Annotated in this window: 12 protein-coding genes and 2 pseudogenes; 5 read left to right on the top strand and 9 right to left on the bottom strand. The window is 54.4% G+C overall.

The genetic code is table 11. The features are described from left to right. Positions 1-83 precede the first annotated feature (83 nt). Positions 84-1,040, bottom strand: a complete 957-nt coding sequence (locus KRAC_RS55130) for a CPBP family intramembrane glutamic endopeptidase (RefSeq protein WP_007922040.1) — start codon at positions 1,038-1,040, stop codon at positions 84-86. A 967-nt stretch (positions 1,041-2,007) separates the two neighbouring features. Here KRAC_RS55130 and KRAC_RS55125 point away from each other — a divergent pair. Next, complete coding sequence (locus KRAC_RS55125) at positions 2,008-3,024, top strand: zinc-binding alcohol dehydrogenase family protein (RefSeq protein WP_007922039.1); 1,017 nt, start codon at positions 2,008-2,010, stop codon at positions 3,022-3,024. Positions 3,025-3,500: 476 nt separating this feature from the next. Here the strand turns inward: KRAC_RS55125 and KRAC_RS55120 are convergent. The 7 genes and pseudogenes from KRAC_RS55120 to KRAC_RS55085 all read right to left on the bottom strand — a co-directional run bounded on the left by KRAC_RS55120 (position 3,501) and on the right by KRAC_RS55085 (position 9,688). Next, positions 3,501-4,321 (bottom strand): annotated as a pseudogene (locus tag KRAC_RS55120) (IS6 family transposase). 3 nt (positions 4,322-4,324) lie between these two features. Continuing rightward, the gene (locus tag KRAC_RS55115; RefSeq protein ID WP_007922037.1) at positions 4,325-4,660 is read right to left on the bottom strand and encodes a helix-turn-helix domain-containing protein; all 336 of its coding nucleotides are present in this window, start codon (positions 4,658-4,660) and stop codon (positions 4,325-4,327) included. Positions 4,661-5,371: 711 nt separating this feature from the next. Beyond that, on the bottom strand, positions 5,372-6,544 hold the full coding sequence (locus KRAC_RS55105) for a serine/threonine-protein kinase (RefSeq protein ID WP_007922034.1): 1,173 nt from the start codon (positions 6,542-6,544) through the stop codon (positions 5,372-5,374). 305 nt (positions 6,545-6,849) lie between these two features. Further along, on the bottom strand, positions 6,850-8,100 hold the full coding sequence (locus KRAC_RS55100; protein WP_007922032.1) for an IS110 family RNA-guided transposase: 1,251 nt from the start codon (positions 8,098-8,100) through the stop codon (positions 6,850-6,852). A 338-nt stretch (positions 8,101-8,438) separates the two neighbouring features. Beyond that, positions 8,439-8,963, bottom strand: coding sequence for a hypothetical protein (locus KRAC_RS64505; RefSeq protein WP_007922030.1), 525 nt, complete (start codon positions 8,961-8,963; stop codon positions 8,439-8,441). 75 nt (positions 8,964-9,038) lie between these two features. After that, complete coding sequence (locus KRAC_RS55090) at positions 9,039-9,311, bottom strand: hypothetical protein (protein ID WP_007922028.1); 273 nt, start codon at positions 9,309-9,311, stop codon at positions 9,039-9,041. A 29-nt stretch (positions 9,312-9,340) separates the two neighbouring features. Further along, on the bottom strand, positions 9,341-9,688 hold the full coding sequence (locus KRAC_RS55085) for a hypothetical protein (protein WP_007922026.1): 348 nt from the start codon (positions 9,686-9,688) through the stop codon (positions 9,341-9,343). Positions 9,689-10,013: 325 nt separating this feature from the next. Here KRAC_RS55085 and KRAC_RS55080 point away from each other — a divergent pair, with 325 nt between their 5' ends. The 3 genes from KRAC_RS55080 (at position 10,014) to KRAC_RS55070 (ending at position 11,614) form a co-directional block, all read left to right on the top strand. Then, positions 10,014-10,262: a hypothetical protein gene (locus KRAC_RS55080; RefSeq protein WP_007922025.1), complete on the top strand. Its 249-nt coding sequence runs from the start codon at positions 10,014-10,016 to the stop codon at positions 10,260-10,262. Between the two features lie 309 nt (positions 10,263-10,571). Next, a complete protein-coding gene (locus KRAC_RS55075) occupies positions 10,572-11,270 on the top strand; it encodes an FAD-dependent oxidoreductase (RefSeq protein ID WP_040448495.1) in 699 nt (232 codons plus the stop codon). Further along, complete coding sequence (locus KRAC_RS55070) at positions 11,171-11,614, top strand: FAD-dependent oxidoreductase (protein ID WP_157508265.1); 444 nt, start codon at positions 11,171-11,173, stop codon at positions 11,612-11,614. Before KRAC_RS55075 ends, KRAC_RS55070 begins: the two co-directional genes overlap by 100 nt. A gap of 25 nt (positions 11,615-11,639) precedes the next feature. On the opposite strand, the pseudogene KRAC_RS55065 reads toward KRAC_RS55070, so the two are convergent. Further along, positions 11,640-11,825: pseudogene (locus KRAC_RS55065) on the bottom strand (IS6 family transposase); the annotation flags it as partial. A gap of 257 nt (positions 11,826-12,082) precedes the next feature. On the opposite strand from KRAC_RS55065, the gene KRAC_RS55060 reads away from it, so the two are divergent. Further along, on the top strand, positions 12,083-15,304 hold the full coding sequence (locus KRAC_RS55060) for a winged helix-turn-helix domain-containing protein (RefSeq protein WP_040448492.1): 3,222 nt from the start codon (positions 12,083-12,085) through the stop codon (positions 15,302-15,304). Positions 15,305-15,460: the final 156 nt, after the last annotated feature.

Here is a 15,460-nt window from a genome sequence, read left to right as displayed (position 1 = left end):
CGCTGTGGGCCTGTTTTTCGGGATTCACGGTGCTGATAAGGGCAGCTATCGGCAGCGTTACAGGATCTCAACATTTTTATCCCTCACCATGATGATGTTTGTCTGGAAGATAATCTCCGAGAGAGGCGTGCAGGACCAGCAATGATGACCACAACCAGCGCCACAAGACATTGTGCCACCACCCCTTGCCAATCATTCCAGAGCGAAAGGGGAAGGTAAAGCGCCGTTATGTTCAGTGCATTGTGGAACAAGAACGTCAGCAAGACACTCCCTCGTGTGTGATTGTAGACCCAGGTGAACAGAATGCTATTGGCCAGTGTACCGAACGCGAAGAGGAGGAAGGGCGTGGTGGATTGAGTCGTTCCCGGCATAAAAAAGAACGGGAGGTGCCACACGGCCCACAAGACGCCAAGAATGAGGCTCGCTCCCAGGGCACTGTACCGACTCTGGAGCTTCGCCAGCGCATATCCCCGCCACCCTAGCTCCTCCCCCAATGGCCCCCCAAGCAGACCTCCTAGGAGAAACAGTGGGACGATCAGAAGATAGGGACTGATACCTGAGGGAAGAGGGAGAGGGGGTCGCTGGACCACCGGTGGATGGGCAAAATTGAATGAGGGTCCTCCTAGAAGAGATGTGACGGCCAGGACAATCAATGTGACAAGGGCCGGTTCAAAGAGTACCACCAGATACCACCACGGATTGACTCGCCAGATGAGAAGCTGCCGAAAAAAGGCGCGCATGCCTCTCTTGCCAGTGGTGGTGACGGTGAGGAGCAAGGCGGCAAGTAACAGACCAATGCTCCCCACAAGCGTAAGGGGAAAAATGAGGCCGGATGGGAGAGCGAGGAGCCCATGCGAATGAAGGGCTACCAGACCCAGGAATAGCCACGTAATAGCATAGGCCAGGACAAAGTAAGCGACGAGTGGATGGGATTTCCATACCTGAAACCGCTTATTCCCTTCATTTATGTGTTGAGCTTCGGATTTCTTTTGCATATTATTCATATTTTGATCTTCTAATCCTGTTTGTGTGTTATTCATATAAATCTCCTTTGTTTTTGTTTCCATGAGAAGTATCTCTCCCGACTGTTCCTAAAGTATGTCAAAAGTGTCACGAATGTGTGTTATTTTGTCATTTCAGAAGTTCTATCAAAATTCACACATCATCCTGGCAAAGAGGTTATGCTTCTGCTATGCTGATCGTAAACAGGATAAACACAGCGATCTGCTATGTGCTATGTACTATGCGCGTCCCGGACTCATTTTGAGCACCCGCTCAGTGGAGTGTTGCCTAACAGGGTATGATGGGTATAATCCGTAAATACCTCTTCTATTCTCTTTTTTCTCACTTGCTTAGCGGGAAAAACACCAAAAAAATGTTAGGACCCCCTTACGGACGACGTCCCCGCTTTTCTGAAGAGGCTGATAAGAGGCCAAAGCGCTTGGAGCTTCAACCACTTCGGGTTACTTTGAGAGCTTAGCGTTGTAAATTTCTCCGACGGGCCTAATAGGCCGTAATATGCTTCACAGGCCGCTGTGAGTCGTGAGAATAGCCCAAACTAGTAGTAGCCTGACTCGAAGACCTGTTAGAATAAAACACCGTTGGGACAAGTAATTGCACCTCTAACAGAGTTTGGATGTCTCTGTTGTGTGCAGATCTCTGCCAATATATGGTTTAAAAGCCAGTTCTGAGTTCAAAGGGAAATTGATAGCATTTTCCCTCGAACTTTGCCTCTTTCGCGGGGATACAGTATAGGGGCGTTTTTTCAATCCACCAGATCGGAGCATATTATGGCTGATCTTTCTCATCTCGCTCGCCAGGCGTGTAAATTTACACCTGGGCCTACCTCAAGATGTTGCACGAAAGATTCCATCAGTATCTTTTTTGATACGATATAACAAAACTGTGCGTACTTCACAAAAGTCGAAGCACTGTGGTAAAAAGAATGGAGCGATATGCGAGGAAGAATCCTCATTGGCAAATAACATCTTGAAAGAAAGGCAAGCCATGAAAGCTGTTGGTTTTTATCGTTCCCTTCCTATCGAACACGAAGAGAGCCTGATCGATCTTGAGATAGAGAAACCCACGCCGACCGGGCGCGATCTGCTGGTGCAGGTCAAAGCGGTCTCCGTCAATCCTACCGATGTCAAAGCCCGTGTTGCGCGCAAGCAGGCAGAGGAGACGCCACAAATCCTTGGACGGGATGTAGCCGGGATTGTGGCTGAAGTTGGATCGGAATGCTCGCTCTTCCGGCCAGGAGATGAGGTATATTACGCTGGCAGCAATGTTCGTCCCGGCGGCAATAGTGAGTTTCATCTGGTGGACGAGCGCATTGTTGGGCACAAACCAGAGAGCCTCGATTTCGCGCGGGCTGCCGCGCTCCCTCTGACCTCATTGACCTCCATGGAAGGACTTTTCGAGCGTCTGGGCATCTCGCGCAATCCTGCCGTGAACCAGGGCAAGACCATCCTGATCATTGGCGCTGCGGGAGGGGTCGGCTCCATCGCAACCCAGCTCGCCGACCTTGTTGGCCTGACAGTCATCGGAACGGCATCGCGACCAGAAACGATCCAGTGGGCCAGAGAGCACGGTGCCACCCATACAATTAGCCATACACAGGCATTCGTCCCTCAATTAAAGGTGCTCGGCTTTCCCACAGTCGATTACATCTTCTGCCTGAGCGACCCTGAGCGGCATTGGGACAGTATCGTCGAGGCCATCGTGCCGCAGGGCAAAATCTGTTCCATTCTCCCACTCAATCCCTCCGCGAAGCTCGACACGCTCTTCTATAAAAGCGCAACTCTCTCCTGGGAACTGATGTATACCCGACCCATGTTCCAGACCCCCGACATGATCGAGCAGCACAACCTGCTGGAAGATCTGACGCAGCTCGTTGACGCTGGCAAGGTGAAGACGACGCTGACCGAGTTGCTGGAGCCGATCAATGCGGCGAATCTGCGCAAAGCCCATGCGAAAATTGAAAGTGGCCAAACGATTGGCAAGATAGTACTGGCAAATTTCTAGTATCTTTTGGAATATTATACCAGGGTTTCACGCCAGTCGATCATCTGCGCGTCTAGAATGAGAACGGTGAGCAGGAATCTGACTCCCCAGTCTCATTTCAGATGCGCAAGTTCTCCCATGGGCAGACTCCCTGATAATCCAACTGGATCGATAACCGTGCCGTCTTCCAAGCTCAAAGGAGCAAAACTGTGCCGCACTTATCTACTTTGCGGCTAGAGGGCACCTTCCTTAACGTAGGGCCTATATATAAGGGGTGAAATGCGCGAAACAGGGCTTCACTCCAGTAGACGCCCTGCGCATCTATAAGTAGATAGCTCAAGCAAGATGTCTACTTATAGATGCGCAGCAACAAGTTGTGGCGTGAGACCCTGGCGAAGCTGTCATCAAGTGCAAAGTGGCCTCAAAGGGAAGTGTCAGAACTGAGACCACCGCAGGATCAGAGGTATTTCAATGTCCCTCAAATATGATCTGTGAGGCTAGGAAACTGCTCCCATGAGTACTTGCAAGGCCAAGAAGCGGTCGAGAAAGAGCAATCGTTGTTGCGCAAGCGAGATGGTTTCACCCTTTGTACTCCGAGGGCGGAAGTAATGGCGTAATTCATCAAACGCCCTGCAAAAGCGAGCTGCTGCCTGGAAATTGCCAAAGCCGCGCATGGGATAATACCGCTGCTTGATGCCACGGTGATCTTGCTCCAGCCGATTATTGAGATACGTATTAGTCCGATGTTGCACGTCATTGCTCATCGTCTCGCGTATAGCACGTGGATAAGAACGATGCCCATCCGTCGTGACCTGCTCGGGAGCATGGCCAACCACAGCAAGAGCTTGCTTGAAGAACTGCTGTGCGGCATCCATATCTCGCTTCTCGCTCAATCGCGAATCAACCAGATTGCCATCGTGATCAATCGCTCGATAGAGATAACACCACTTTCCACAGACTTTGATGTAGGTTTCATCAACATACCAAGAGATTCCTGCTTGACCACGTCGCTTTCTTCTCAACTGATCTACAAGCAGCGGGGCAAATCGAGCTTCCCAATCTCTGACCGCCTCATGGGTGAAGGTCCACCCACGCGCCAAAAACATTTCGGCCACATCACGAAGGCTCAGTTTATAACGGAGCCGCCAAAGGACCACGAGGAGGACGATATCCGTCGGATATTCAAGGTAATTGAAGGGAGTGCCAGTGCGTTCATTAAAAAGGTGTTGCAAGCCGAACAGCGGAATATTCGATACCCGAGAATGGTTTTTTGGCGCTGTTCTTTCGTGGAAGGGGAAAGACAATGGGGGCAATTCATGGGTCACTCCTCATCAGATGTTTGCTTCTCACAAGCATACTCCATGAGTGGCCTCCATACCAAATCGTCTTCTGAGTTCTGACAGAACCACTCTTCCGACATTCGCTGCGTCCCGCGATCTGCGCGCGCTTGCCTCGCCAATCCACAGAGCCCATACTCCCGATACTGACGCACCCACCGCTGTAACGTCTTTACAGGGACACCGCGCTCTCGCGCAACCACCGTTTGCGCAATGCCTTCTTCCACACACGCTCTCACCACTTCATAGCGCCTGTAGGCTTCGGCACGCTGCTCTTCCGTCAACTCCGCAAGGGTCAATACCCGTCGCTCCTGCTTCATCTCTTCCCACCTTTTCTTCTTCTCCCTCACCTTCTCACCACACCAGCAGGAGTATACCCCTTCCACACTCCATTTTCCATCAATTTTTCATAAAAAATGAGGCTTTTGGCTTGCTCTCAAGAAGTCCAAAACCTCGCTTTTCCCGCGCTTGATTTCCTCACGCCTGAGAAGGGCTGCTCCTCATTCCTCTTTCCTCTCTTCTTTCCCTTCATCCCTTCGCCCCCTCATAGTCTTCTTCAGATTTCCCCCCAACGACTCTGCAAAAAAAGAGGCCCATCCTCTTCTTCTCTTTCTTTACGGGCTTTTTTTGCACACTTTTTGAGGTGCTCATACCAACCCACTCCAGAGGTCCCTTCACCAAACCCCAGGCACGCATTCCACCGACCATCACCTGGACTGTTCTTCACCCACTCCCCTCCTCCTGCCTCACGCACTCATCATCAGGTTTGCTCCTATTTTGCACTCTTCCTGATCCGCTTTTCAGCAGGCTGCGTGAGGGAGGATTCTCCTTTACTCACCTATTATGCATTTTTCCCCTCTTTTAAAATCTAAAATACCATCACTCCCCTCACTTATCCTCGCAATTCTTCCCTCATTTATTTCGCTGATTTACACCCTTTGGCATACGGCAAGCAAGCACCAGAGGTTGGAGATTACAATGGGGCAGGTGCCGGCCTGATATGCCACGCCCTGTCCCCACTGTAATCTATGCTATCTTAAAAACAGCATTGCTATTCCTCCACCTATGATTACTCCTGCCATGACGAGGCCAATGAGCAACCTTCGCCGCGAGGGTTTGGACTGTACTCTACTCTTTGGAGACTCTCCCAGTATAGATTGAGGGGTCGTCATGGGCGACAATGGTGGCACCGATGAAGGGGTCGTCATGGGCGACAATGGTGGCACCGGTGAAGAGGCCGTCACGGGTGGCAAAGGGGACGCTGCTGGCGTCTGGAATTCCACTGCCGCCTGGGATGCTGGCGCTGCAAGCAAGGTTGGAGGTATGGTTGATGAGAGGGATGGCTGGTTTCTTTCGCCGACATAGGCCTTTACAGTCTGGGCAGTTCCATCAGCAGCCACTTGCAGTGCCGTCGCAAATGCTTGGATACTGCTAAAGCGCTGCCCGGGATCTTTGGCCAGGGCGATCAAGATGATTTGCTCGACATCTACGGGGAGCGATGGCACTTTTGGCCGTAACTGCGGGGGTGGCGCCATCATGTGCTTGGCCAAGATCTCGGTCGAGGAACCACTGAAGGGACGCTCACCACAAAGCCACTCATAGGTTACAATGCCCAAAGAATACTGATCGCTGGCCGCACGGGAATACGCCTGGATCTGTTCGGGGGCCATGTAGGGGATCGTACCAACCGCAGACTGAACTGTCATTGAAGAGGTGCTGTGCGCGATGGAGGCAATGCCGAAGTCACTGAGCACCACCTCGTCGCGTCGGCCAAGCAACATGTTCTCCGGCTTGACATCGCGATGAATAAGTCGCTGATCATGAGCAAATTGCAAGGCATCGGCCACCTGCCTAACATAGGAGACCACCGAGGGCAACGGCACCCGTTCACCTTTGGCATGGCGCTGACGCATCGTGCCATTGGGGAGATATTCCATTACCAGAAAGGGCACGCCATCCTGCACATCAAAGTCGTGGATGCGCACAATGTGGGGATGCTCAAGCATGGCGATAATCTGTGCTTCTTGCCGGAAGCCATCGATCTCACGTTCCGAAAGGTGAGCTTGCAGGATTTTGATGGCGGCTGGTCGCTGAAGATGTATATGCCGCCCCAGATAGACTTCGGCAAACCCACCGCGCCCCAACAAGCGTTCAAGCCGATAATTCCCGAGCCGTTGTCCTTCACGGCTACGTTGTTCTGCCATATAGCATATCTCAATTCTCAATCAAACGCCGGAAGTAAATACAAAAATAAGAACTCTAACTTTGCACTTTTCCAAAGAGCTCCGCTCAAGCCGAGAGGAGCTCAAAGAGGGACTCAGCAGTCGAGCCAGTTTGAAAAGCCTGCTCAAGAAGCCATAAGATTTGTCAAGCTCTGTGCAAGGAAGACAAAAAAAGTCTTTGGATCGAGAAAAAAAGATAACCCCCTTGCGCTTCAGAGCAACGTCCTGAAGCGTTCTGCAAGCGAATCCCTTGGCGTGGGAGCAGTGCAGGCTAGTTGGGCGCCCAACTAGCCTGCACTACTCCCACAGACCTTGTTGGGATCATACTTCTCCCCCTCATGCATGAGTAAGTGAGCAGCCACTGCCAGCATCTTGCGCATGACGGCCATGAGGGCCGAGCCCGTCTTGAGACCGCGCGCCACCTGGCGCTGATAGTACACGCCGAAGGCTGAGTCTTCCCGATGAATGCTACGCAGAGCAGTCATGTAGAGGACTCGTCGCAACAAGCCACTGCCGCGTTTGGAAAGTTTGGCTTTCCCTTTCCACAGACCGCTCTCTTTGATCTCGATATCCATGCCCCCGTAGGCAATCACCTCGTCGGTCCGTGAGAAGCGCTGGACATCCCCCAACTCGGCCCGGAGCACCGCCAGCGTTTTCGGGCCAAATTCCGGTACCTGTTGTAACCCCTTCACCCCTGGATCGGTGTTCAGGAGCTGCTCAATCTCGGTGTTCAGACGTGCAAGATTGGCCTGGGTGTGCTCGAGCTGATCGCAAAGAATACGCAGACTGAGCGATCGTCCGGCGATGGCTCGCCCACTGCTCGCACTCTCTTTGGCCAAAGCCACGAGCTTCTGGGCAGTCGGACGGCCATAATGCGCTGGCTTCTGCGCCCGCAGCAGTTGGAAGAGGGGTTCAACATCTGCTGCGACAATAGCCTGGGCGCTAGGAAAAGCTTTGAGAACCGCTAGAGCCGTTTGTCCGCAAGGATCAGCGAAGATCCGAGTGAATTCGGGAAAGAGCACCACGACCAGGGCCTGGATCTCGTTTTGATAGGCCGCCGCCTCATCGCTCAAGTGCGTATGCAAGCGGACCAGTTCGCGGTAGGTGGCGACCTGCTCGCTTGGCACATAGCCGGCTCGCGCCTCCCCACTCAACAACACCCTGGCGATAGTTCGCGCGTCCAGCCGATCGGTCTTCGCACGCAAGCCCTGCCGCTCGTGAAACTGATGGGTTTGCCTAGGATGCAACAGACGCAGGATAGAGCCGCGCTGCTCGAGTTCGTGGTAGAGATTCTCATGGTAGCAGGAGGTCGCCTCCATCCCAATGAGGATTTGGGGAGGAGGAGCATCCAATTGGCTCAGTTTCTCTTCCCAGATCTGCCATCCCTCCCTGGCATTGGCAAAGGGCATTGACTTGACCACTATGCTTTTGTCAGGCCGACAAATGCAGCCCGTACAGGATTGACTCCCGATATCAACCCCACACACATACTTGATCGTCGCTTCCTCCGAGGAAGTGGATGATACTGTCATACTCATCGCGCACCTGCTTTCGCTGGCTCTTTCCATCCCTGTCTATATTCTCCGATGTACCCTTGCGACTTCGATCGGCGAGTGAGAAACCCAACCTGCCAGGACGAGCGTCAGCTCATGCCGGATAGGCAATCTCGTCAGGCGCTTCCCTTTCGAGGAACCGCTGACGGTTGCAACAAGCCTCATAGACCCTTGGTGCCCTGGTAGGCGGGGAGCCGTCTCTCCCAGGAGGTCACTGTTCAGCTTTTCGGAACAGGCCACAAGCCTAAACGTCGGCTCTCCCACTCCTCGCACCAGTATATCCCCCAGAGGGATCACCTCTTGGAATGGTTACACTCAAACTATTATATGAGCCAAAGCAGGAACTGTCGTCGATGCAGACGTTGGAGTTCCCGACGTGTCTCGCCAATCGTAATAGGGCGTTGCTGTGAGGCTCGCAACCGTGTCCGCTCTTCGTCGAGAAACACATAGGCGAGCAGGGCCAGGCTCCAGAAACGTACGAGCGCGGTGGCACTCATGAGCTGATACTGGTCCAGGCCCAGCTCCTCCTTCCCATCAGCGAAAAGGACCTCAATGTCCCAGCGTGTACTGATATGCTCCACCAGGCGTTCAACAGAAGCCTCCAAGTCGCTAGAAGCCCAATACCGTGCTAGCTTGAGAGGTTCGGAAAGCGATCGGCGGACGATGATCACCTGACAGCAGTACAGCTTACGTACGCGCGTGGAGGCGACATGCACGTACACGCTCTCAGACGCCTCTCCACGTGGCCAGGGAAGTTGAACATAGTCCTCGGGGCACAACTGAGCAACATAATCGTTGAGTTGCTGCCACCTCCATCCGTTGGGCTGGCTTGCATCGGCAACACGCAAACTGCGATTGCTCTTGATCCCAGTGGTGATCAAGAAATGGCGATCGCGTGCGACTTTCCAGATTGCTTTCGCACTCTACCAGCTATCAAGCAAAACGTGTGTAAGCGTCCCTGGTGTAGGTTCAAAGTGCTGGATCGTTTGGATCATCAGATCGATCTTGCTCTGGAAGGGGACCTGCTCGCGCGTGCACACCGCCTGTTGCCGATAGAGACGCGGAGCGGTTGGGCATCGTTGTCCCAGAAGCATATAGAGCCCCTGGACCAGGCTATGGCCTCTTACTCGCTGTGCATGGGTCGTTGAGTGGTGCTGGCCGATGCCCTCCATCTCGCGACCTTTCTCTTTGAGCATCGTTGAGCCGTCTCCAATCAGATACCCTGTCACAACGGGGTCTTGGGACGCCCACGACGTTTGGGCTGCCCTTCCTGTTGACGAGTCCGTTCTGCTCGCACCGCTGGCATCATCTGGGTGCGAAAACGCTCTTGCCAAAGCTTCGCCAGAGCTTCTGCGTCCCAAGGGGCTCGCGCCAAGAAGCGACTGAGCCCTGAAAGGCTGCCTGCTTCCGCCACACCGTGCCGCAAACCAGAAAGCGTTCGCGCTCCTTGGCATTGGATGAAGCCGAGCAAGACGATCACAAAGTACTTGTACTGCGGCTTGGAGAACACGTCACGATAGCTCGTTAAGTATTGCTGCAAACGTTCATAGGTACATATAATGGGCAGGGGCATGGCAGACCTCTCTGGACAAAGGTTGTGTTTTGTGTCTATCCTTTGTACCACAGCGCCTGCTTGCCCTCAAATCCCTCTTTGGAAAAGTGCAAAGTTAGAGTAAGAACTAACCCCGTTAAGCATATCCTATTTTATTACTACGTACAATCCCTATGCCCACGAATTGCGCAACGAGGTGTAATCTGTAGCAAGCCAACCTAAAAATATGCCTTCTTGATGAGGAACCCACGACTTGCGCAACGAGATGTAACCCGTGGCAAACCGGCGTAGAAATATGCCTCCTTAGAAGAGAAAACATACAACAGTTCTCAACAAGGAGGTAAGCATGACAAGTATCGCCAATGGCTCGGTGAATATCCAGACGACTTCGGAGTCCCGCCCCTCATTGCCCTCATGGTTTGGCGAAGTAGTGGTGATCGTCTCATACCTGCGGAAGCACGGCATCCTGACGAAAATCAGCGACGAGGTACGCTTTGCCCGACGGCGTTTCTGGCGCTACGAGGTGATCGACTTTCTTGCGGTCCTCTTCGGCTACGCTATCAGCCGGCACCGCATGCCGGATGGCCGTAGCTGAGGTACACTCAGATTTTTCCCTTTTGCAAGCCCACAGGCGTTTTTGCTCACGTTGCACTGACCATATACGTCAAGCGTCATGCAGCGAGGTGTCTTGGGCATGCGCCACCTCGTTCCGCCCGCTCGGCTGGCGCTTCTGGTACAGTGATACGTGGGCGGCGCCCCTTTCAGGTATAGGTTTTTTAGGAAAGGAGGATGAAAAGATGCGTCTGCTCAGCATGGGTGACAAAAATGGATACGTCCCCGTCTTGTGTATGCACTGAAGAAAACTTCATGCAAGTTCGACAAAAGAGAGAGGAAAAAATCATCCATGCAAGAAATATCTCCCACACCGTTTGATGCCGTCATTGTCGGAGGGGGCCTGGCAGGCTTGACAGCGGCTTCCTATCTGGCACGAGGCGGGCGCTCAGTCCTCCTTCTTGAGAAGGCTGGCCAATTGGGGGGGCGAGCCATAACCACGGAGCGCCACGGCTTTCTCTTCAATCGAGGCATTCATGCCCTCTATCTGACCGGCCCTGGCGAAGCGGTCCTGCGCGACCTCGATGTGATCTACCAGGGGAAGAGATCAGAACGAGAACGCTATGAGGTCTACTCTCGGGGAAACTTTCACCGTCTTCCGAGCGATGCTGTCACCTTGCGTACCACGAGTCTGCTCAACGATGAGAGTCGTGCCGAACTTGGCCAGCTCTTGGTGCGTCTGGCAACGCTCAATCCGGAGACGCTTGTGGGTACGAACCTACAAGACTGGTTGGATCAGTCCGTCGTCCATCCAGCGGTGAGACAGTTTGTTGAGGCCGGAGCACGCCTGGCAACCTACACGCATGCTCCTCAGTTGCTTGATGCAGGCGTCACCCTGGAGTTTGTTGGCAAACGCCCCGATGCACTGCGCATCGATGGGGCTGGCAAACCTTGGCCGATGGGCTGGCAACCACGGCTCGCCAGGCTGGCGCACAGCTTGAGACTCGTGCCAGAGTGGTCGCCATTGAAACAGGCCAGGAGTATCATCTGATCCGCCTAGCCGATGGAAGCGCATTTCAGGCGAATGCGGTTGTGATGGCACTTCCGCCAGCGCTGGCTGCTCAGTTGGTGATCAATGGGCCACAAGAGATCTTGCATTCCTATGCCGAGCGGACCATCCCGTTGTACGCCGCTTGCCTGGATCTCGCCCTTCGGCGCGAGCCCAATCCTGAGCGATGTACCGTGCTGCATCTCGAACGCCCGCTGTTCTATGCCAACCATGCCCGCAATGTCCGTCTTGCACCAGAAGGTGGGGCATTACTACATCTCATCAAATATCTGGGACCAGGTGAAAAGAACGGTTGTGTTGCAAAAAGTACGAGGAAAAGAATTTGAACATGAGCGACTCTCTCAACCGTTCTTAGACTGCCACTCCAAACAGTTTGGCGACCAGCGCGACCTGCCCTCTCACATCCCCTTTTTCCACCCCTTGCAACTGCCCTTTTCTCATCATATTCATCACCTCGTATCCTTCTAAGGTTCGCCATGCCGTTTCAAAAGAGAAAAATCCCATCCCTGGCTTCGTCAGCCGTTTGATGAACCGATGGAGTATTGTCAACTTAAAATTTTTTCTTGATGAGCTTTCACCACAGGATGCTCATTTTCGGTCTGTCAGAGCATGTTCCTTCGGACAAAATTTGGGCTGATGCCCCACTTTCATACTGAATTCAGTACGATTAACTCTGAAATTACCATTAAGTTGACAATACCTACTCTCTCTATTTTGCCTGCTCATCCCAGCGTATGCTATACTCACTCTATGTTGGGGAGTTGGGGATAAAACCCGAGGTCGGAAAGGAGTCCATGCCAAAACCATCCACCCATACACTCATCTGGTCTGCCCAGAGCAAAATCTATGTCCTTGTGATCCCTAACCATCCACCACAGGAGATAGTCCCAGGAAACGAGGAACCGTGGGTGGCCTGGTTGACGATGCATTCCTCCTTCTCCTTCCAGGGGCAATACGGCCATCTCAGTGTCCTCAAAGAGTCCCGGCCACGAGGAGTGGGCTACTGGTATGCCTATCACACCAAAGAGGGCCAAACCCGCAAGCGCTATCTGGGACGAAGCGCGCTGGTGACCCTGGCACGCTTAGAGGAGGTGGCACAGGATCTAGGCAGCAAGCCCTCGCCTGCCCAGGTCCCCTTGCCTCCAGTGCCGTCGTCCGAACAAAGAGGCGTGCTGCTCTCCACCAAGCTTTCTCCTCCTCGTCTGCCCAGCTCGCTGGTAGAGCGCTCTCGCTTGCTTGTAGAACTGGATGCGGCACGCTCTCACCCTGTGACGCTCGTCTGCGCCCCTGCAGGAAGTGGGAAGACCACGTTGCTCTCAGCGTGGGCAGTCTCTTTGCAGCAGGCAGGCAGGGGAAGAGTGGAGGGCACAAAGCGTGAGGAAGCCAAACAGGCAGTTACCTGGCTTTCCCTCGACGCGTTGGACACGGAAGCAATCCGCTTCTGGACCTCGATCATTGCGGCCCTACGCGCCGGTTTGCCCACGATTGGAGAAGAGGCACTCGCCCTGCTGCGTTTGGCCCCATCCCCCCCGCTTTCAACCATCCTGACGACCCTACTTAATGAACTGGCACAGGTGGGCGCAGAGATCATTCTTATCCTGGATGACTACCATGTGATCAAGGACCAGGCGATCCACGAGTCCTTGCTCTTCTTGATCGATCATCTCCCTGCCAACCTGCATCTGGTGCTCGCCACGCGGATTGATCCAGAACTGCCTCTTTCCCGATGGCGTGTTCGTGGTCAGTTGATCGAGATTCGCAACCAGGATTTGCGTTTTACCCAGGCGGAGGCGGCTGGCTTTCTTTTACAACGTATGGGCCTGCCTCTCACAGAAGATGATGTGGCGATCCTCACGAAGCGGACAGAGGGCTGGATTGCGAGTTTGCAACTGGCAGTGCTCTCCCTGCGCAAGCAGCAGGACCTTTCCGGCTGGATTGCGGACTTTGCTGGCAGCTCCCGCTTTGTGCTGGACTACGTGCAGCAGGACATTCTCGCGCCGTTGCCGGTTCCGCTCCAGCACTTTCTGTTCCAGACGTCGATTGTGACGAGGATGAATGCGGCCTTATGCCAGGCTATCACGGCAGCGCCAACGCGAGAAGTGTGCCAGCAGATGCTGGAGGAAGTGGAGCGAGCCAACCTCTTTCTCGTGCCGCTGGATGAGCAGCGGCAGTGGTACCGTTTTCATGATCTCTTTCGCGAGGCACTGCTCGCTCGTTTGCACTCTGCTCAGCCCCAATTGGTTCCGCTTTTGCACATCCGGGCAGCCAGCTTTTATGAGGCGGCGGGCGAGTGGCAGGAGGCCATTGCTCACGCGCTTTCCGCGCCTGATTACGCTTTGGCCGCCTCCTTGATGGAGCAGGCAGCTCCTCACTTCTGGTTGCGTGGGCAGGTCAGCACCGTCCATACCTGGATAGTGGCACTGCCAGATGCCGTCCTGCGTGCTCATTTGCGCTTAGCTCTGGGTGCCGCACTGCGCTTCATCGACGCCGTCAATCTGAACAACGCAACACTGCATGCCAATATGGTCGCCCAGGTGGAGCACACCTTCACGCACATGGAAGAGCTCCTACGCAGATCGCTGCAATGGACGCTTTCCGAGACCGAGGTGACGTTGATCGAGCGCAGCCTGCGTCTACTGCGTGCCTGGATCGAGCTCAGAACGATCGCCAGGCATGGTGACATAAAACGTCTGCGTCTTCTCTCTCAGGAGATAGAGGCGCTCCCCCAAGACGCAGAAGTGAGTTGGAACATCATCCCGCTCTCCATCGCCTTCTGGTTGGCCGCTGTGTACCAGGGGGAGGGAGCTTCCTTGATCCCTCGGCTGCGGAGCGCGAAGCAGCAGATGATCGAGGCAGGAGATTCCCCGGTGACGATCCGCGTGATGTCCTGGCTGGCTCTGACCTATACCCAGGCCGCACAGTTGCATCTGGCTCACCAGCAATGTCTGGAGGCACTTGCCCTGGTAGAACGGATCGGTCGGCCCACCGCACTGGCAGGATATCTCTATTATACCTTGTTCTTCATCTTCTACGCCTGGAATCGGCTGGAAGAGGCCTCTGACTGGCTGCAACGCATGGTGCGAAGCGCGCAGGACTGGCAACAGGTGGAGCTGCTGGCCATGGGGGAGATCTTTGCGGCGCGGCTCGCGCTGGCAAGAGGAGATCCCTCTCGCGCGGAAGAGGCCCTGCACCGGCTCGAAGCCCTGGTTGAGCAAGAGGGGTTTGCCCACTTTGCCCTCTGGGTGAACACGCTGCGCGTGCAATGCTGGTTGGCGCAGGGGAAGCTGGCGGAGGCGTCGGAGTGGGCCGCACAGAGCACGCTCTCCCCGGAGACCTGGAATCCTCTGCGCCGATGGGAGGTGCTGATGCTGGTGCGCGTCTTGCTGGCGCAGCAGCAGTACGCCCAGGCGGTCGAGACGCTCTCAAACTTCAGCCAGTACTTTGACCAGCCAGGTGCTTTTGATGCAGCTCCCGAGTGGATGGCGCTCTTTGTCATGGCCCTCCACCATGCGGGAAAGCCCGAGCAAGCGGCAGATGTTGCGGCTCGTCTGCTCGCACTAACTGAGCCAGAGGGCTATGCCCGTGTGTACCTGGATACGGGTGAACCTCTTATGCAACAGGTGCTCAGAGTGCTCTTGCAGACGCGGCAAGATGATGCCTCCAGTGCTGCGGCAGGTGCTATTTCCCGATCCTCTCTTTCACAGTGGCTTTCAACTTTTGAGCAGAAGGAAACTGATGCTGCGCATCATGTTCTCAGACGCTCCGCAAAGACGCCAACGTTCCAGTCTGAACCCCGAGCTGCCAAAGGGCGGCAACAAACGGTCGAATCTCTCTCTCCCCAGGAGTTGAAGGTGCTGCGTTTGTTGGTCGCCGGGTACACCTACGCTGAGATGGCTCAGACGCTGATCGTCTCCGTCCATACGATTAAGACCCAGGTCAGCAGTATCTATCGCAAGCTGGACGTGAGCCGACGCGCCGAAGCCATCGCGGCTACCCACCATTTAGATCTCCTCTAACTCGATCTGCGCGCTCCCCGCACCTCGGATGTTGGGGAGATACAACGAGCTACGCACGATTCCCCAACACTCCTCAGCAATCAGCCGTTCAATCAGGAAGACAGGCGATGTCCCCTCCCCTGCTTGCAGGCTATACTCTTTCTTGTGAGACCGCAG

The organism is Ktedonobacter racemifer DSM 44963, from assembly GCF_000178855.1.
GTDB lineage: Bacteria > Chloroflexota > Ktedonobacteria > Ktedonobacterales > Ktedonobacteraceae > Ktedonobacter > Ktedonobacter racemifer.
The sequence above is the reverse complement of the archived record's forward strand: the minus strand, read 5'-3'. Positions and strand labels throughout refer to the sequence as shown.

Coding starts and splice junctions, on each gene's coding strand:
- KRAC_RS55085 (WP_007922026.1), bottom strand. CDS start 9,688: ATGCCCCTGCCCATTATATGTACCTATGAACGTTTGCAGCAATACTTA.
- KRAC_RS55115 (WP_007922037.1), bottom strand. CDS start 4,660: ATGAAGCAGGAGCGACGGGTATTGACCCTTGCGGAGTTGACGGAAGAG.
- KRAC_RS55130 (WP_007922040.1), bottom strand. CDS start 1,040: ATGAATAACACACAAACAGGATTAGAAGATCAAAATATGAATAATATG.
- KRAC_RS55075 (WP_040448495.1), top strand. CDS start 10,572: ATGCAAGAAATATCTCCCACACCGTTTGATGCCGTCATTGTCGGAGGG.
- KRAC_RS55060 (WP_040448492.1), top strand. CDS start 12,083: ATGCCAAAACCATCCACCCATACACTCATCTGGTCTGCCCAGAGCAAA.
- KRAC_RS55100 (WP_007922032.1), bottom strand. CDS start 8,100: ATGAGTATGACAGTATCATCCACTTCCTCGGAGGAAGCGACGATCAAG.
- KRAC_RS55125 (WP_007922039.1), top strand. CDS start 2,008: ATGAAAGCTGTTGGTTTTTATCGTTCCCTTCCTATCGAACACGAAGAG.
- KRAC_RS55105 (WP_007922034.1), bottom strand. CDS start 6,544: ATGGCAGAACAACGTAGCCGTGAAGGACAACGGCTCGGGAATTATCGG.
- KRAC_RS55080 (WP_007922025.1), top strand. CDS start 10,014: ATGACAAGTATCGCCAATGGCTCGGTGAATATCCAGACGACTTCGGAG.
- KRAC_RS55090 (WP_007922028.1), bottom strand. CDS start 9,311: ATGCTCAAAGAGAAAGGTCGCGAGATGGAGGGCATCGGCCAGCACCAC.